The sequence below is a fragment of the Bacteroides sp. AM07-18 genome, assembly GCF_003602695.1.
Taxonomy (GTDB): Bacteria; Bacteroidota; Bacteroidia; order Bacteroidales; family Bacteroidaceae; genus Bacteroides; species Bacteroides uniformis.
In genome coordinates, this window is record NZ_QTLM01000007.1 from 105319 (window position 1) to 123142 (window position 17824).

At 49.6% G+C, this 17824-nt stretch carries 14 protein-coding genes; 13 read left to right on the forward strand and 1 reads right to left on the reverse strand.

Annotated elements, in window-relative coordinates; genetic code table 11:
• The first annotated feature begins 17 nt into the window (after positions 1 to 17).
• On the forward strand, positions 18 to 746 hold the full coding sequence (locus tag DW096_RS11125) for a hypothetical protein (RefSeq protein ID WP_057256129.1): 729 nt from the start codon (positions 18 to 20) through the stop codon (positions 744 to 746).
• Between the two features lie 324 nt (positions 747 to 1070).
• Here DW096_RS11125 and DW096_RS11130 read toward each other — a convergent pair whose 3' ends face one another.
• The gene (locus DW096_RS11130; RefSeq protein ID WP_057256322.1) at positions 1071 to 1712 is read right to left on the reverse strand and encodes an HU family DNA-binding protein; all 642 of its coding nucleotides are present in this window, start codon (positions 1710 to 1712) and stop codon (positions 1071 to 1073) included.
• A 358-nt stretch (positions 1713 to 2070) separates the two neighbouring features.
• Between DW096_RS11130 and DW096_RS11135 the strand changes: the two genes are divergently transcribed.
• The 12 genes from DW096_RS11135 (at position 2071) to DW096_RS11190 (ending at position 17821) form a co-directional block, all read left to right on the forward strand.
• Positions 2071 to 3399, forward strand: a complete 1329-nt coding sequence (locus DW096_RS11135; protein ID WP_120028754.1) for a VapE domain-containing protein — start codon at positions 2071 to 2073, stop codon at positions 3397 to 3399.
• Positions 3400 to 3659: 260 nt separating this feature from the next.
• Positions 3660 to 4787, forward strand: coding sequence for a Rid family hydrolase (locus DW096_RS11140; protein WP_118931018.1), 1128 nt, complete (start codon positions 3660 to 3662; stop codon positions 4785 to 4787).
• 79 nt (positions 4788 to 4866) lie between these two features.
• Positions 4867 to 5481 carry a DUF4369 domain-containing protein gene (locus DW096_RS11145; protein WP_118931019.1) on the forward strand — a complete coding sequence of 205 codons (615 nt, stop codon included), beginning with the start codon at positions 4867 to 4869 and terminating at the stop codon, positions 5479 to 5481.
• Entirely contained in the window at positions 5453 to 6901 is a 1449-nt protein-coding gene (locus DW096_RS11150; protein ID WP_120028753.1) for a DUF6057 family protein, read from the forward strand. Before DW096_RS11145 ends, DW096_RS11150 begins: the two co-directional genes overlap by 29 nt.
• Positions 6902 to 6923: 22 nt before the next feature.
• The gene (locus DW096_RS11155) at positions 6924 to 7775 is read left to right on the forward strand and encodes an SGNH/GDSL hydrolase family protein (protein ID WP_120028762.1); all 852 of its coding nucleotides are present in this window, start codon (positions 6924 to 6926) and stop codon (positions 7773 to 7775) included.
• Positions 7776 to 7792: 17 nt separating this feature from the next.
• Positions 7793 to 9262, forward strand: coding sequence for a PD40 domain-containing protein (locus DW096_RS11160; RefSeq protein WP_120028752.1), 1470 nt, complete (start codon positions 7793 to 7795; stop codon positions 9260 to 9262).
• Positions 9263 to 9516: 254 nt separating this feature from the next.
• Positions 9517 to 11283, forward strand: coding sequence for a DUF6057 family protein (locus DW096_RS11165; RefSeq protein ID WP_118931020.1), 1767 nt, complete (start codon positions 9517 to 9519; stop codon positions 11281 to 11283).
• Positions 11284 to 11293: 10 nt separating this feature from the next.
• Complete coding sequence (locus DW096_RS11170; RefSeq protein ID WP_369904475.1) at positions 11294 to 12754, forward strand: hypothetical protein; 1461 nt, start codon at positions 11294 to 11296, stop codon at positions 12752 to 12754.
• A gap of 131 nt (positions 12755 to 12885) precedes the next feature.
• On the forward strand, positions 12886 to 14001 hold the full coding sequence (locus DW096_RS11175) for a glycoside hydrolase family 26 protein (protein WP_118931024.1): 1116 nt from the start codon (positions 12886 to 12888) through the stop codon (positions 13999 to 14001).
• 22 nt (positions 14002 to 14023) lie between these two features.
• Complete coding sequence (locus DW096_RS11180; RefSeq protein ID WP_005824991.1) at positions 14024 to 15196, forward strand: glycosidase; 1173 nt, start codon at positions 14024 to 14026, stop codon at positions 15194 to 15196.
• Between the two features lie 17 nt (positions 15197 to 15213).
• The gene (locus tag DW096_RS11185; protein ID WP_005824990.1) at positions 15214 to 16593 is read left to right on the forward strand and encodes an MFS transporter; all 1380 of its coding nucleotides are present in this window, start codon (positions 15214 to 15216) and stop codon (positions 16591 to 16593) included.
• A 40-nt stretch (positions 16594 to 16633) separates the two neighbouring features.
• Positions 16634 to 17821, forward strand: coding sequence for an AGE family epimerase/isomerase (locus DW096_RS11190; RefSeq protein ID WP_008662925.1), 1188 nt, complete (start codon positions 16634 to 16636; stop codon positions 17819 to 17821).
• Positions 17822 to 17824: the final 3 nt, after the last annotated feature.

Below are 17824 nucleotides of genomic sequence, written 5' to 3' on the forward strand. Positions count from 1 at the left end.
CACATAAAAATCAAAAGATGAAACGAACTTTTTGGTGTATTCCCGTATTTTTGCTTTTTTGCATTTTATCAGTAAAGGCAGATGTCTTGGGACCATATATAATGGATAGTAATGTGCCTGATACGCCAGCAGGATATGGACGAATTGTGCTTCCGATTAGTGGTGTATATGTTCCAGTTAACGCGAGTATAACGGTTTGTGACGAAGGTGGTAAACAATATGTTTTGACAGCGCGTGAACCAGGAGTTCCTCCATATTGCTATTTCTTGGCTTGTGGAATTTATCGTGTGATTGCATTAGAGAATTGTACGACACAGTCTAATTGGGGAACGCTTGTCGTAGGAAGTACTTTCGAAGCCTCAGGAGGATATATCAATTTGGTTTATACAGGAGAGGTTCCTTATACTCAAAGCATAGTTCAAGCACCTGGTACTGACGATAATGTTCCTCCTTCCAAAGTAGGTTACAATATAATGAAAGTGTATGGAATAGAGACAAACGGCGGTGGGGTGTTGGTTGATTCTGACAAAAAAGAATATGGTATCTTTAATTATACCGGACATATAGGCGGTGCTCATTACTTTTACATTAAGTCAGGCACATACACTATAAAATCTTTGAGTGCTACCAATGGAAATTATATTTATTTGGAGTATGGAAATGTTAGACAACCGCTTTCTGCAGGTAGGTCTTTCACAGTTCCTGCGTCATTCTTCTCTATTGTATTTTCTAAGGAGGCACTTTAAAAGTAATTTGGATTTATAGATAAGCTATTCAACCCAAAGCAGTTGTCGTTACCCCCGACCTCATTGGTCGCCCGTAACATCGGATAATTGTAATGCATTAACCGAATAGTACAATTGTTTAATGGTTAAATCAGGAAAAGGCGGGTCGTGAGATTCGCCTTTTCGCATTCATTCTCTATTGCCTTTCCGGATGCAATTCACATTCCTTTTTGTATTACCCCTGATGTCAGGGCGCAGAATGTTTCTTTTTATCCCTGCATCTCCTTCACCTCTTCCTTCCATCCTCCTGTTCATCGGCTTTCCCGGTGAAACCGCTTTCCGTCCTCACCGCCCCGCCTTTGCATCGCGCGACACACCGTAGTACCCCGGCATGGCCCGGTAGATGGGTTGCGTGGGCTTCCCCACATTCTTCAGCTTGCCCTCTTGCTGCAACCGTTTCAGGTGGACGTTCGCGGTGGTGCGCGCCATGCCGCACAGCGCCTGGAAGTCGCTGCGAATCAGCACGTCGTGGTCAGCAAAGTATTCTTTCAGCTTCATGTCTATCTCCACTTCCGAAAGCTTCTGGGAGTGGCGGGTGTATTTGCTGCGGATGGCACTGACTCCCGTCATCGCTTGTTTCAGCCTGACGTCGGGACGGAAGCTGATGCTCTTCAGCCGGAGTTTCAGGTGCTTGTTCGGGGTGCTGCGGGTCACTTTCTGTGTGGCTTCCAGGGTGGGGGCGAAGTAGCCCAGCCCTTCGATGTGCACCTCGTGGCCGTTGCGCAGTTCTTCGCCGCAGATTTGCGTCAGGCAGTCTATCGCGTTCATCACGTCGCCCACCGTGAGCGAGCTGCGGGCATGCACGCGGTTGTAGAGCTGCCGCATGGTTACTTTCCCGTTGAGCAACGGGCGGGGATGGAGGCCTCTCTCTTCCGGGGCTTCCTCATTGGTGCCCGGATTCTCGTACCAGTCATATAGTATTGCCATATCAATAGGTTTTAGTGCGTTCAACGTATTTGTTTCTTCCCTCGGAAGTGTCTTCCTGTAAGTGAACGACTCCGGTCGGCCGAACGAACGACCCGGGCCGTTCGATTGAACAACCTCGGTCGGTCGATTGAACGACCCGGGTCGTTCACTTGTAAGGAACCGTGCAAATATACTGAAAATAAAGGGTTCTGCAGCATAAATAGGTATGTTTGTCAGCAGGAATGATTTTTGAAGAATAATCGGAGAATGGCTTGCAAAACGCCCTCGGCAGGCAGTAACTTTGGCGAAGAGGCGAGAGGAAAGAAAGGATGATGCCCTTCCCCGGAACCGCCAAACAATCATTTTAATAAAAATACTTATGAAGAAAAAACTGATGACTTTGCAGCAGCACCGACTCTTGAAGGAGGCGGGCCGGCTGATTGCCTTTTCGGAAAGGCTGAAACACGCACAAAAAGAAACGACCGGCCGAAACCGGGAGGAGCGGGAAGAGAAGTGCCGCCGGAGCGCGAAAGCCGCAAGCGCCGTGGCTGCGCTGAGCGGCGACATCGAGGAGTTCCTCGCTTCGCGCTACGACTTTCGCTACAACCTGCTGACGGACGAAACCGAATTCCGCGCCGCCGGGCAACGCTCTGCCGCCTTCACCCCCGTGGGCAAGCGCGAACTGAACACTTTCTGCATCGAAGCCCATGCCGAAGGCATACCTTGCTGGGACAAGGACCTGAGCCGGTACGTCTATTCCACCTACATCCCTGCCTACCACCCCTTCCAGCTCTATATGGACGAACTGCCCGACTGGGACGGCAAGGACCGGCTGACCGCGCTTGCCTGCCGCGTCTCTTCCCGGCCCCACTGGGTGCGGGGATTCCATACCTGGATGCTGGGACTTGCCTCGCAATGGATGGGCGTGTCCGGGCTGCATGCCAACAGCGTGGCTCCCGTGCTTGTCAGCCGCGAACAGGGACGACGGAAATCCAGCTTCTGCCGTGCCTTGATGCCCGATGTGCTGGCACGCTACTACACCGACAACCTGAAACTGACCTCGCAGGGACAAGCCGAAAGGATGCTGGCGGAAATGGGGCTGCTCAATATGGACGAGTTCGACAAGTATGCCGACAACAAAATGCCCTTACTGAAAAATCTGATGCAGATGTCGGTGCTCAACATCCGCAAGGCCTATCAGCAGAACTTCAGGCAACTGCCCCGTATCGCCTCGTTCATCGGCACCAGCAACCGGTTCGACCTGCTGACCGACCCCACCGGGAGCCGGCGCTTCCTCTGCATCGAGGTGAAGCACAATATTGACTGCATAGGCATAGAGCACGACCAGATTTTTGCCCAACTGAAAGCGGAACTCATTGCCGGGCGGCGCAACTGGTTCACCAAGCCGGAGGAGGAGGAACTGCAATGGCATAACGAGGCTTTCTATCGTGTCAGCCTTGTGGAGGAGGCGGTTCACAGCTTGTTTCGTACCCCGCTTCCGGCAGAGAAGAGCTTCGACCTGACTGCCGCCGACATCTTTGATGAGTTACAAAAAACGCATCCCGCCTTGATGCGTGGCAGCAATCCCATGCAGTTCGGTTCGGTGCTGCTGCGGGTGGGACTGAAACGCCGGCATACGAAGTACGGCAATGTATATGAGGTGGTGAGAAGGAAGAAAGAAGTTTCACCGGAAAGGGTTGAACGATAGGGAAATAATGCGAAAGGTGAAGGGGTGAAGGAAGAGAAAGCCGGTTTATAGTCTCATTACGGATTGACATAGATTCCTATTAATTCAGGTTGTAGATGCCGATGGGATAAATATTTTCGCTCATAATAACTGTATATTTTATAGATTTCTATAAAAGTAACTTTTTTATAAGAACAAAACAAGCGAAAGTTGCGATTTTCACTACTCCTTGTCAGATAAAAAACTTATCTTTGCGATTGAAACAATCTCTTGTTAATGATATGAAATACACATCATACTCTTATCCTTCAGGCAGGGCGGAAGTGGCTGCATTTGTTGTGACCGGCGGAGTGACGGAATACCATGTGATGATACATGCCACTGACCCGAAACAGACCTATCGTGAACAGATGAATGTCGTGTTGGATGCGTATGCCGCTTTACTGAAAAAAGAATTGCCCGGAGCCGTGGCGGTTTTTAAAAGATATTTCTTGAGTGATGCTGCCAACCAGGCAGAACTGTTGCTTGCCGCTACGGCGGAAAGCTCCGATTGCGCGCTGTCTGTGGTGGAACAGCCTCCGCTGGATGGTACCAAGATTGCTTTGTGGGCCTATCTGCAGACCGATGTGCAGACACGAGTGCTGCCAAACGGACTGTATGAAGTGAAACACGGTGTTTACCGCCAGCTCTGGATGGGAGGCAGCTTCAACCGTGCCGCCAATTCGGAATACCAGATGCGTCTTTTGCTCAACGACTATGCCATGCAACTGATGGAGGAAGGGTGTACTCTGGCCGACAATTGCCTGCGTACCTGGATATTTGTGCAGAATGTGGATTGCAATTATGCCGGTGTAGTCAAGGCACGTAATGAGATGTTCGTCACCCAGAACCTGACGGAGAACACGCACTATATTGCCAGTACCGGTATCGGTGGGCGTCATGCCGACCCGAAGGCATTGGTGATGCTTGACGCTTTTGCCGTAGCGGGATTAAAGCCCGGACAAATCAAATATCTCTATGCCCGCACACACCTGAACCCCACTTATGAGTATGGAGTCAGTTTCGAACGGGGAACGGCGGTGGATTACGACGACCGCCGACAAGTGCTCATTTCCGGTACGGCGAGTATCAACAACCGTGGGGAAGTGATGTATGCCGGAGATGTCCGTCGTCAGACAGAACGGATGTGGGAGAATGTGGAAGCTCTGCTGAAGGAGGCTGACTGCGGCTTTGGAGATGTGGGGCATATCATTGTCTATCTGCGTGATATTGCGGACTATGCTGTAGTGAAAGAGATGTTTGACAAGCGTTTTCCCGATATTCCGAGAGTTGTCACGTTGGCTCCCGTCTGTCGTCCGGGGTGGCTGGTGGAAATGGAGTGTATGGCGGTGAAGAAAATCTCTGATTAAAAATATTATCTTTGGTTAATTGAATATTAGGCTGACAGTTGGTAAACGCCTACCTTTGTTGAAATTCTAATGTATAAGGATGAAAACACGTATCTTGCTTTTCTGTATCAGTTGCCTTCTTTGGGCAAGTTGTGGAAATTCCGGACAGAATTATGTGATTGAAGGAACGTTGCCGTCGTTGAAATACGACGGGGAATGGATATACCTCGTGCCGATGGAGAATGCGCCGGGGCGGGTGGATTCTGTAAAGATAACCAATGCCTCTTTTTCTTTTTCCGGACAAGGGGAGGAGATGAGGGTGTTGCGTCTGCGCCATCTGCTGCGTATCTACATCCAGGAACTGCTGGTGGTGACGGAGCCGGGAACCATACATGTGAAGGCCGACTCTGTCGGCTCGGTAACGGGCACTCCGCAAAATGATGCCCTTCAGAAATGGAAAGAGGGGAGGGAAAAGAAGCAAGAGGCTTACCATTTCATCCGGACGGGACTACGGAATGCCACCGGAAAAGATTCACTGCATCTGATACAGATACGTGACAGTCTGAGGATGCAGGAGCAGGAAACGAACTTTCTGTTTTTGAAAGAGCAGGGAAACAATACGTTGGGAATATTCATGCGGAAGATGGTGCGTGGCTCCTTGACGGAAGAACAACAAAAACTGTTGGATGAAAGCTTGCAGAAGGAAATACATTGAATGGGGAGCGACAGGAATCGGCGCTTTGGCGTTGTTCCTTTTTTTCTTCCGGATATTGCCCTATCATCTGTTCCATCGGGAGCAGACACAACTCTTTTTGCTTGCCACCGAACCATTGGCCGGGTATCTGCGGCATCCGGCGGCTCTGGCACGTCTGTCAGGAGATTTCCTCACTCAATTCTTTTATTACGAAGGGGGTGGTCCGGCCATAATGGCTGTCGTGCTGTTGCTTTGGGGAGTGGTGGTGTTCCGTTTGTTGGTCCCGTACATGGGACGTTGGGCGTGGATTCCTACGGTGTTGGCGGTGGCTTGGGAGGCAGGAAGGCAATGCGGATTGAGTTATCCGCTTTCCGGCACAATCGCTTTAACCGGTATCGGAGGTGTTTTGTTGTTGTGTCGTAGCTGCATGCGACGTTCGTGGAAGTCGGGCTTAGCGGTAAGCATATTGGCGGTATTGTCCGGCTATTGGCTGTTTGGCTGTGGCGATTGGTCGTCACGATGGTACAATATGCCCGATTTAGGGCGAGAATATCTTTTGGCGTTGGATTCGGAAATGTATTTCGGCCGTTCGGAAAAAGTACGGAAACTGTTGGCGGAGGGTGAATACCGCTCTCCGTTCACTGCCTATTATTATAATTTGCTGAATGCACAGCAGGACCGACTTCCCGACCGGCTGATGGATGGTTATCAACCGGCTTCGCAAGGGCTGTTTCTGCCCGTGGCTCCCCATTCTACCTACCTCACTATTTATGCAGCCAATGAAGTCTGGTTTGCGTTGGGAGATATGACGATGGCTGAACATGCTGCCATTCTGGGAATGATTTTTTCTCCGCATCATACCGGAGCAAGAGCTGTCAAGCGTTTGGCGGAAATCAACCTGGTGAACGGTGATGAGGCGGCGGCTATGAAATATCTTCGTCTCCTGCAAAAGACAATGTGTTACCGTGATTGGGCAGGACGGCGTATTCCCGGAAAACAGACGGCCGAAGTCTGCCAATGGCTGGAACGGAAGCGGTTGTTGTTGCCTGCAACGGATACTTTGCGCTCTTCTGCCGACATTCCGCTTTCACTTCGTCATCTGTTGCGTAACAATCCTGATAATACGTTGGCATGCGATTACCTTCTCTGCTTTGATTTGCTGAATAAGGATATTGGGGCTTTCGCCGGAGATTATCGGGAGTTTGCTGCAAAGAAGTTTCCTTCCAGATTGTATGCCGAAGGTTTACTTATCTATCTTGCCGGGAAAAAGGCTTCGTTGGATGAAGTGGAAAAATGGAATATACCGCCTCAAGTATTGGATGAATTCAGTGAATATACCCGGCTGTACGAGGCAAACGATGGTAATGGTGCCCCTTTGCAAGCCAAATACGGAAAAACATATTGGTTTTATTTCCACTATGCTACGATGAAGGGAAAGTAATGTTGAAATAAATATGATATATATGAGAAACAGATTGTTGATAGTATCTGCCGTTTTGCTGCTTTGTGTCGGGCCGCTGTATGCGCAGGACTCACATCCGAAAGCGGTAGACAATGGTACCAAGAGAAATATCTGTCATCCGTGGCAGGGAAAGAGAGTTGGTTATCTGGGTGACTCCATAACCGATCCTAATAGTTACGGTGACAAAATTAGGAAATATTGGGATTTCTTGAAAGAGTGGTTGGGCATTATCCCTTATGTTTATGGCGTGAGCGGTCGGCAGTGGGACGACTTACCCAATCAGGCCGAGAAGCTGAAGAAGGAACATGGAGAGGAGGTTGATGCTATTCTGGTTTTCCTGGGTACGAATGACTTTAATCACGGTGTTCCGGTGGGTGAATGGTTTATGGAAACGGAGGAACGGGTAATGGCAGCCCGTGGTGAGACAAAGAAGATGGTGAACCGCAAAAAGCGTACTCCCATAATGACGAAAGATACCTATAAGGGACGTATCAATATAGGGCTGTCTAAATTGAAGCAACTCTTCCCGGACAAGCAGATTGTGCTGCTGACTCCGCTACACCGTTCATTGGCCGAATTTGGTGAGACAAATGTACAACCGGATGAAAGTTATCAGAATGCTTGTGGTGAATATATCGATACGTATATACAAGCTGTCAAAGAAGCCGGTAATGTATGGGGAATGCCGGTGATAGACCTTAACGCAGTTTCGGGTATGAACCCGATGGTTGAAGAACAGCTTGTCTATTTTTATGATTCCGGGTTCGACCGTTTGCATCCCAATACGAAGGGGCATGAACGAATGGCGCGTACTTTGATGTATCAGTTACTGGCATTGCCGGTGGCTATGTAAGGCTAATAACGGGAAATATGAAAGATAGAAAAGTCAGGTATATCCTTTTTGGGGTCGGGTTGTTGTGTTGCCTGTATGCTTGTGCACCCCGTCCTGCAGCTGTACAGTCCGCAGAGCAGCCGTTGGTGCTCTATCCTGAGTATCAGGATGTGACTATTCCCTGCAATGTGGCTCCTTTGAATTTTCTTTTGCGGAATGAGGGGGTGGATGCAGTATGGGTCAGCGTGAAGGGGAAATCGGACAGCTTGCAGATAAACGCGCGCGGGAACAAGGCGGTGTTCCCCTTGAAAGCCTGGCGTGCATTGTTGGAAGCGGAGAAGGGACACGTTTTGGAAGTGACTGTGATGGCCCGTACCAATGACCGTTGGTTGCGTTATCCTTCCTTTACGTGGCAGGTGGTGGCCGACCGGATTGATGCCTACATCAGCTACCGCCTGATAGAACCCGGCTATGAGGTATGGAATGCTTTGCAGATACGTGAACGTTGCATCGAGAATTTCGAGGAGCGCATTTTGGCAGATAACAGTCAGACAGACGGCAAATGCATGAACTGCCATGTGCATGGAGGCTGTAGTGGCGACCTTTCGATGTTCCATCTTCGGGGTGAGGGAGGGGGGACTGTCTTGAACCGTGACGGCAAGCTCCGTAAACTTGCATTGAAGAATGAACAGATGGTATCTGCTGCTGTCTACGGGGATTTTCATCCCGGTGGGCGGTACGGTGTGTTCTCGTCCAATGTGATTATTCCTATGTTACATACGGCAGGCAACCGCCGTCTGGAAGTTTATGACACTGTTTCCGATTTGGCTGTCGCCGATTTTGACGGGAACCGGATGATTGTGTCTCCGCTCACGGCTGATTCCACCGTACTGGAAACTTTTCCCACTTTCTCTGCCGACGGGAAATGGATATATTACTGCTCGGCTCCAACCGTTCCATTGCCGGACAGCATACGGCAATTACGCTATTCGCTTTGCCGCATTGCGTTCGATGCCGATCACGGCACCTGGGGCGACCGCGTGGATACCCTTTGGAATGCCCGGCTGGAGAAAGGCTCCGTGTGCCATCCGAAGGCTTCGCCGGACGGACGTTACTTGCTCTATACCGTTGCTGATTATGGGACATTTCCCATCTGGCACCGGGAGACGGAATTGCAGCTGATGGATTTGCGGACGGGTGCCATCGACTCCCTGCCGATGGTCAACTCCGACCGTTCGGACACTTATCACTGCTGGTCGTCGGGCAGCCGTTGGTTTGCCTTTGCCAGCAAGCGGGGTGACGGGCAGTACGGGCGGGTTTATTTTGCCTATCTGGATGTCGACGGGAAGGCGCACAAGCCTTTTGTGCTGCCCCAGTCGGACCCGGAAAAAGACGATTTGACATTGAAATCCTACAATATCCCCGATTTGTCGGCCACTCCCGTTCCTTTTGATGCTTCTTCCATCAAGCGGATAAACCGGCAACTGAAGGCAGAGGAATTCAAATGACAGAATATTCAACGCAACAAATAGTAAATTGTAAAATATGCGAATCAGTAGTTTAAATCGGTTCATAACACTTCCGGAAAAAGAAACGGATGCTAAAGTTGTGCTATCTAAATTAGATGCTAAAGCTGTGCTATCTTCATTCCCCTCCTCCCAGGAGGAGGGGAATGAAGATAGTCCGTATGTCACATTCAATTCATAACCGGTAAAAAAAATCGGTTTCAACTGCCGATTCACATAAAATAGTAAATAATTCTATGGATATATTTCTGAAAAAGACTTGGAAGATAGGACTCACGATGCTTTTCGGTGTAGCGGTATTCTTCTTTTGGGGAAGTGTATACCCGGCCCATCTTTCCTATCAGGAACAGTTCCAGCTTTTCTTGTTCGATGCTGGTTACTTTGGGGAACGGATGGCTGTTCCGGGCGGACTGGCTGATTATATAGCCGAATATCTGACGCAGTTCTATTATCATACGTGGGCAGGCGCTTGTATTCTGGCTCTCTTGTATGTATTGCTGCAACGTCTGGTTTGGAAGCTGGCAAAGGAGCAGGGAGCGGTTGATACGTATTATCCGTTGAGCTTTCTGCCCGTTATCGTTTTGTGGCACTTCATGGGGGATGAGAATGCGATGCTTTCATTGGTGGTGGCTTTGTTGCTGGCACTGGCCGTGTCTTGCTCGTATACGGATTTGAAAGGAAAGCGGGAACGTGCAGTCTATGTTCTGGCAGCTCTTCCTTTGCTTTATTGGGCGGCAGGCGCGACGCATTTCATCTTTATGGGCTGGGTGATTGTACGCGAGTTCCGGTTGAACCTTGAAGGCAGGAATTTCTGGGGCGGTGCAGGAGTGCTCTGGAGTGTCGGATTATGGGGCGTCGGCTGTCCGTTGCTGGCAAGCATGTGGGTGCAGTATCCCGTCTACCGCCTGATGGCGGGGATTGGATATTACCGCTTCCCGGTGGTGATTCCCTGGATAGAGATAGGGCTTGCCGTATTACTGGTTGTCCTTCCCTTCCTGCTGGCCGTTTTGCCCGCAGTGAAGAAGAAGCCGGTACTTTATGGGATTCTGCAGGTAGTGGCCGTGACATTGTTCGGCTATTACTACGTGGCGGCCGGCTGCGATATGGATAAGGAGGAGGCGATGGAGTATGACCGGCTGGTACGTAATAAGCAGTGGCAGGAGATTATAGGAAAAGCGGAAAAGAAGTCACCGGATTCACCCTTCGGCGTGACTTGCCTGAACCTCGCTTTGGGAAAGACCGGACAGATGGGTGACCGCATGTTCGAGTTTTATCAGAATGGAACGGAAGGACTGTTGCCGGAATTCCGGCGTGATTTTACTTCCCCGTTGCCCACCAGCGAGGCATATTATCATCTGGGAATGATAAATACGGCACAGCGTTTCACTTTCGAAGCGATGGAGTCGATTCCCAACTTCAATAAAAGCGGTCGTTGCTTCAAACGGCTGGCCGAAACCAATTTGATTAACGGGCAGTATGAGGTGGCCGCCAAATACCTGCGGGCACTGAGAAAGACTCTTTTCTATAAGGATTGGGCGGAGGAGGCTATGACTTATCTGTATAATGAAGAAAAAATCAATACCCATAAAGAGTGGGGCTGGCTGAGGCAAATACGGTATACGGAGGATTTCTTGTTCAGCGACCGGGAGATGGATATCATGCTGGGGTTGCTGTATCAACATGACCACCGGAACCGGATGGCATTTGAGTATATGCTGGCCTATGTCCTGCAGCAACGTGATTTGGAACGTTTCATGAAGTACTATCCGCTGGGCAAGCATGCCGGTTACGACCATATTCCCCGTAGCTATCAGGAGGCGTTGGTATATGTATGGACACAGACGCACAAGAACTTTCAGGGTATGCCGTGGAGCATTTCGCCCCAAGTGGTGCGGGAGGTAACGGAATTTGCGCGGATATATACCTCGCAGCAGAATGCCCGGCAGATGTTGGAGGCGCGTTTCGGCAGTACATACTGGAACTATTTGCTACTAAGAAAGTAAAATGAAAAAGATGAAGAATATAGCTGTTTGCATAATGGCTGCATGGTGGTTTGCCGCTTGCAGCAATCCGGTGACTTCCCCGGAAAGGGTGGATGAATGGCCGGATATCTATCCCGACTATATCGGTGTGACTATTCCTGCAACCATTGCTCCCATGAATTTCAATTGTATTGGCGGAGCGTACGAACGTGTGGATGTGACCGTGACCGGAGGAAAGTCCGGAGAGATGCATGTAAATGATAAAATAGTATCATTTCCGCAAGATGCATGGCAAGAACTTTTGGAGGAGAACAAGGGTGATAGTCTTCTGTTTACGGTATGTATTCGGAAAGACGGCGAGTGGAAACAGTACCGCTCTTTTCCCATGTATGTCAGTCCGTATCCTATAGATTATGGGGTGGTATACCGCAAGCTGGCTCCCGGATATGAAGTTTATAGCAAGATGGGCATTTATGAGCGTGACCTTGCTTCGTTCGAGGAGCGTCCCTTGCTGGAGAATACCATGGTGCCGGGCATGTGCCTGAATTGTCATGCTTTCAACAAAACAAATCCGGACCATCTGAGCCTGCATATCCGTGGAAAGAACGGAGGGACCTTGATGCAGATAGACGGGAAGCGCGAAATGCTGGATACGAAAACGGATTCCACTCTCTCTGCGGGGGTGTACCCTTATTGGCATCCAAACGGCAAATATATTGCCTATTCTGTCAACAATACGCGCCAGTCTTTCCATGCGGTGAAGGATGAGCGTGTGGAAGTGCTCGACTTGGAATCGGATGTACTGGTCTATCATCCCGAGACACATGAATTACTGCTCTCTCCCTTGCTTCAGAAGAAGGAAGTCTTCGAAACCTTTCCAGTATTTTCACCGGACGGACGCAAACTGTATTTCTGTACTGCGGAGGCCAAGCCGATACCGGCGGAATATAAGGAAATACGTTATAGCTTGTGTAGTATAGATTTCAATCCGGAAGACGGGACATTTGGCGAAAAGATAGATACGCTGGTCAATGCGGCAGCTATGAAGAAAAGCATCTCCTTCCCGAGGCCCTCGTACGATGGCGAGTATATCATGTTTACTTTGTCGGATTACGGGAATTTCTCAATTTGGCATAAAGAAGCCGATTTATGGCTGTTGGATTTGAAGGATGGCGATATGCGTCCCATAAAGGAGGTGAACAGCGATGATACGGAAAGTTTCCATAACTGGAGCAGTAACTCCCGATGGTTTGTGTTCAGTAGCCGCAGGGGAGATGGGCTTTATACCCGTCTGTATCTGGCAAGTATGGATGAGAATGGGGTGGTGGGCAAGCCTTTCCTGCTTCCTCAGGAAAATCCTTGGGAGTATTACGACCGTCTGGTCTACTCGTACAATGTTCCCGATTTTACAAGCGAACCGGTGAAGCTGGAACGCCGGAAAGTGGAACGGGGAATTGTCTCGCGGAAGCGCGTTCCGGTGAAAGTTAGATGATACGTTTTTTATATTCTGCTTTTTAATATAGTAAAGGGATAAAATTGTATCATTTTCTCTTGGTGCAATCCGCTATCTTTGTGCCAGGAATTAGTGTTACCAATAACAATACCAGATTGAAAAACATGGATATGAGAAAAGTAAAATTTGCTATGATGATTCTGGCGGCAAGTCTGTTGACCGCCTGCGGTTCTTCCAAGAAAGAACAGAGTGTGAATGAAGAGACGGCTGCTGCGCGTACGCAGGAAAAGGAGAACTTACTGGCTAACTTGAAAAAAATCCCTTCCAAAGGTATCATGCTCGGCCATCATGACGATACGGTATATGGTATCGGCTGGGAAGGTGAGGAAGGCCGTTCGGATGTGAAAAGCGTGTGTGGCGACTATCCGGCTGTCATCAGCTTTGATTTGGGAGAGCTGGAACTTGGGAATGCCGCCAATCTGGATAAGGTTCCCTTCGATAAAATCAGGAAAGAGATAATCAATCAGTATCAGCGGGGCGGCATGGTTTCGCTCAGTTGGCATGCGCGCAATCCCAAGACGGGCGGTGATGCCTGGGATGTATCGGATACGACGGTGGTGAAGTCCATCCTGCCCGGTGGCGAGAATCACCAGAAATTTGCCGGCTGGTTGGGAGGAGTGGCCGATTTCCTTCATTCGCTGAAGACGGCAGACGGCGTGAAGATACCCGTACTTTTCCGTCCCTGGCACGAACACAGCGGCAGCTGGTTCTGGTGGGGTGAGAAGCTGTGTACCCCTGAGGAGTATAAGGCATTGTGGCACATGACAGTGGATACTCTGCAGGCCAAAGGAGTGGACAATGCACTTTATGCTTACTCTCCGGGCACGGAACCCAAGGACACGACGGAATATTTGAAGAAGTATCCGGGCGATGAGTTGATAGACGTTATCGGTTTCGATACCTATCAGTTCGATCGGGATGCCTATCTTGCCGGGATGGATAGGGCACTTTCCATTATCGACAGTGTAGGGAAAGCACACAATAAGGTGATTGCTGTGACCGAAACCGGTTACGAAGGAATTCCCGATGCCAAATGGTGGACTGGTACTCTGCTGCCTGCGTTGGAGAAATATCCGCTTGCCTATGTGCTGGTGTGGCGCAATGCCCGTGAAAAGGTGACCCATTACTATGCCCCCTATCCGGGACAGACATCTGCGGAGGATTTTGTGGAGTTTTATAACAATCCCAAGACGCTGTTTGCAGCTGATGTAAATCTGTATCAATAAACAAACAATCAATATAACAGACATGGAAGCTTTTAAAGAAAAGGTAGAGAGGCTCTTTCAGAGACACGAAGAGTTGATTACGAGAAAGAATGTGGCCGTGGAAGACGGCAATGGCATATTCACCCGCTATAAATATCCGGTAGTGACGGCTGCTCATACACCTGTATTCTGGCGGTATGATTTGGATGAGAAGTCCAACCCGTACCTGATGGAACGTATCGGTATGAATGCGACCATGAATTCGGGGGCCATTAAGTGGAATGGCAAGTATCTGATGGTGGTACGTGTAGAGGGCGCTGACCGTAAGTCGTTCTTTGCCGTAGCCGAGAGTCCCAACGGCATTGATAATTTCCGGTTCTGGGATTATCCCATCACCATGCCCGAAGACGCGATTCCGGCAACGAATGTATACGACATGCGCCTCACGGCTCATGAGGACGGCTGGATTTACGGTATCTTCTGCGCCGAACGCCACGACGACAATGCGCCTGCCGGTGATTTGTCCTCGGCTACGGCTACAGCTGCCATTGCCCGCACCAAGGATTTAAAGAACTGGGAACGCCTGCCCGACCTGAAGACCAAGAGCCAGCAACGCAACGTAGTGCTGCACCCGGAGTTTGTAGATGGCAAATATGCCCTCTATACCCGTCCGCAGGATGGCTTTATTGATGCCGGCAGCGGTGGTGGTATCGGCTGGGCGCTGGTGGACGACATAACCCATGCTGAGGTGAAGGAAGAGAAGATTATCGACCAGCGCTACTATCACACCATCAAGGAGGTGAAGAATGGTGAAGGTCCGCATCCCATCAAGACTCCGAAAGGATGGTTGCATCTGGCTCATGGTGTCCGCGGTTGTGCCGCCGGATTGCGTTATGTGCTCTATATGTACATGACTTCCCTGGAAGACCCGACGAAACTGATTGCCACTCCCGGTGGGGCCTTTATGGTACCCGAGGGTGAGGAGCGTATAGGTGACGTAAGCAATGTACTTTTCACCAACGGCTGGATTGCCGACGAAGACGGAACAGTATTCATCTACTACGCTTCTTCCGACACGCGGATGCATGTGGCTACCTCTACCATTGATAAGCTGGTGGACTATTGCATGAATACGCCTGCTGACGGCTTGTCTTCATCAGCTTCGGTAGAAACGTTGAAGAAGCTGATAGACAAGAATTTGCAGATAATGAAATAATAAAAATACAACATACTATGGCAACACTAAAAGAGAAAATCGGTTATGGTTTCGGGGATATGTCTTCCTCTATGTTCTGGAAAATATTCTCCTATTACTTACCGTTCTTCTATTCGAATATTTTTGGCTTGAGCTTGGCTGATGCAGGATTGCTGATGCTGGTGACACGTATTTGGGATGCAGTGTCCGATCCGATGATGGGAGTCATTGCAGACCGTACTCATACGCGTTGGGGTAAATACCGTCCTTATTTGTTGTGGATTGCAGCTCCTTTTGCCATTGCCGGGATTTTACTTTTTACAACGCCCGACATGGGGACAACGGGTAAGCTGGTATGGGCTTATGTCACTTACATCTTGATGATGACGGTATATACGGCAATCAATGTACCATACGGGGCTATGTTGGGAGTAATGACTGATGATTCGAACACAAAAACGGTTTTCTCTTCTTACCGTATGTTTTTTGCATACGGAGGTAGTTTTATCGCTTTGGGAGCATGGGAGCCATTGTGTAATTGGTTTAAATCAATGGACTATAGCAATGCTTCCAGTTGGCAATATGCCATGGTATGCATTGCCACGCTCTGCTTTTTGGGTTTTCTGTTTTGCTTTAGCATGACGCGCGAGCATGTCAAGAGTGTGGCGTCCGAATCCATCGGTAAGGATGTGAAGTCACTGGTGCGCAATTCGCCTTGGTGGATATTGAATGGTGCGGCGTTGTTGTCGAATTTCTTCAATACGGTACGCGGAGCTACTGCCGCCTACTTCTTCAAGGACTATATCAGTGCCAATGCATTCCTCGATTTCGGGGTGTTCAATCTGGTATTGTATGCCGGCTTGTTCCTGATGGTGGGTGAAGTGTGTAATATGATTGGTGTGGCGCTGGCTGTGCCTCTGTCCATGAAGTTTGGAAAGAAGTCCACTTATATCATTTCGCTCGTGTGCCTGGTAGTGCTCAGCGTGCTCTTCTTCTTTGTGCCGAATGACGGGCTGGGATGGTGGCTGATGATGATTTTCCAGGTGCTTATCTCCATCTGCACCGGTATCGTATCTCCGTTGATTTGGAGCATGTATGCGGATGTGGCGGACTATGCCGAGCAAAAGGATGGCACATCCTCTACGGGGCTGATATTCTCTTCCGGTTCTATGGCGCAGAAGTTTGGCGGTGCATTTGCAGGCTGGGCAGTAATGGCACTGTTGGCATTCTTCGGTTACAATACCGCAGAGAATGCCGTGCAGACTCCCGAGGCGCTGGATGGCTTGAAGTATCTGATGAGCTTTATTCCTGCTGCGATAGCCGCACTTTCCATCGTTGTCGTATTCATCTATCCATTGAATAAGACGCGTATGGCAGCCATCAATGCAGACCTGAAAGAGCGCCGTGAGAACCTTTAGCAGAATAACTCATAACTTATAACTCATAACTCAAAAACTTGTGGATATCAAGAAGATGAAACAGGAGATGGAGGAGGAGCTGGTTTCCAATATCCTCCCCTTCTGGATAAATAGAATGACGGATGAAGTGAACGGCGGTTTCTACGGCCGTATCACGGGCCGGGAGGAGGTGAAGCCCGAAGCAGAAAAGGGGGCAATCCTGAACGCCCGCATCTTGTGGACCTTCTCGGCTGCATACCGCTTGCTGAAGAGGCCGGAGTATCTGGAAACGGCTACGCGTGCCAAACGTACTCTTATCGACCGTTTCTATGACAATGAATTTGGTGGAGTTTACTGGTCTCTCGACTATAAAGGCAATCCGCTCGATACCAAGAAGCAGATTTATGCTTTGGGGTTCGCCATCTACGGGCTGAGTGAATATGCTCGTGCCACGGGCGATGATGAAGCGCTGGCATATGCCATCCGCTTGTTCGAGACCATCGAAGAGCATAGCTTCGACCCCGTGAAAAACGGTTATTGCGAAGCCTTGACCCGCGAATGGGGAGAAATAGCCGACATGCGCCTCAGCGCCAAGGATGAGAACGAGCGCAAGACGATGAATACCCATCTGCATATTCTGGAACCTTATACCAATCTTTTCCGCGTGTGGAAGGATACCCGTCTGGAGAGGCAACTGCGCAATTTGATAGGCCTTTTCACGGAACGGATTCTGAATATCAAGACCGGTCATCTGGAATTGTTCTTCAATGATGATTGGGTTAGTAAATACCGCATTGTCTCCTATGGGCACGACATCGAAGCCTCCTGGTTGATACACGAGGCTGCCCTTGTTCTGGGCGATAAGGACCTCCTGGAGAAAGTGGAACCACTTGTAGAATACATCGCTGCCGCTGCCGATGAAGGATTGACGCCCGACGGCAGCATGATATACGAGACTTTTCTGGATAAAGGAAAGACCGATACTGACCGCCACTGGTGGGTGCAGGCCGAGAACGTAGTGGGACATGCCAACCTCTACCAGCACTTTGATGACGAAGTGGCCATGCAGAAGGCTCTCCGATGTTGGGACTTCATCAAGCAGCATCTGGTAGACTACAAGTACGGAGAATGGCATTGGAGCGTGCGTGCCGACGGCACGGTGAACACCGATGATGACAAGGCGGGATTCTGGAAATGTCCGTATCACAACGGACGTATGTGCATGGAAATTATTGAACGTTTTTCATAGGTT

Excerpts from the sequence above, each read along its gene's own strand:
- DW096_RS11125 (WP_057256129.1), top strand. The coding sequence starts at position 18 with ATGAAACGAACTTTTTGGTGTATTCCCGTATTTTTGCTTTTTTGCATT.
- DW096_RS11130 (WP_057256322.1), bottom strand. The coding sequence starts at position 1,712 with ATGGCAATACTATATGACTGGTACGAGAATCCGGGCACCAATGAGGAA.
- DW096_RS11135 (WP_120028754.1), top strand. The coding sequence starts at position 2,071 with ATGAAGAAAAAACTGATGACTTTGCAGCAGCACCGACTCTTGAAGGAG.
- DW096_RS11140 (WP_118931018.1), top strand. The coding sequence starts at position 3,660 with ATGAAATACACATCATACTCTTATCCTTCAGGCAGGGCGGAAGTGGCT.
- DW096_RS11145 (WP_118931019.1), top strand. The coding sequence starts at position 4,867 with ATGAAAACACGTATCTTGCTTTTCTGTATCAGTTGCCTTCTTTGGGCA.
- DW096_RS11150 (WP_120028753.1), top strand. The coding sequence starts at position 5,453 with ATGAAAGCTTGCAGAAGGAAATACATTGAATGGGGAGCGACAGGAATC.
- DW096_RS11155 (WP_120028762.1), top strand. The coding sequence starts at position 6,924 with ATGAGAAACAGATTGTTGATAGTATCTGCCGTTTTGCTGCTTTGTGTC.
- DW096_RS11160 (WP_120028752.1), top strand. The coding sequence starts at position 7,793 with ATGAAAGATAGAAAAGTCAGGTATATCCTTTTTGGGGTCGGGTTGTTG.
- DW096_RS11165 (WP_118931020.1), top strand. The coding sequence starts at position 9,517 with ATGGATATATTTCTGAAAAAGACTTGGAAGATAGGACTCACGATGCTT.
- DW096_RS11170 (WP_369904475.1), top strand. The coding sequence starts at position 11,294 with ATGAAGAATATAGCTGTTTGCATAATGGCTGCATGGTGGTTTGCCGCT.
- DW096_RS11175 (WP_118931024.1), top strand. The coding sequence starts at position 12,886 with ATGAGAAAAGTAAAATTTGCTATGATGATTCTGGCGGCAAGTCTGTTG.
- DW096_RS11180 (WP_005824991.1), top strand. The coding sequence starts at position 14,024 with ATGGAAGCTTTTAAAGAAAAGGTAGAGAGGCTCTTTCAGAGACACGAA.
- DW096_RS11185 (WP_005824990.1), top strand. The coding sequence starts at position 15,214 with ATGGCAACACTAAAAGAGAAAATCGGTTATGGTTTCGGGGATATGTCT.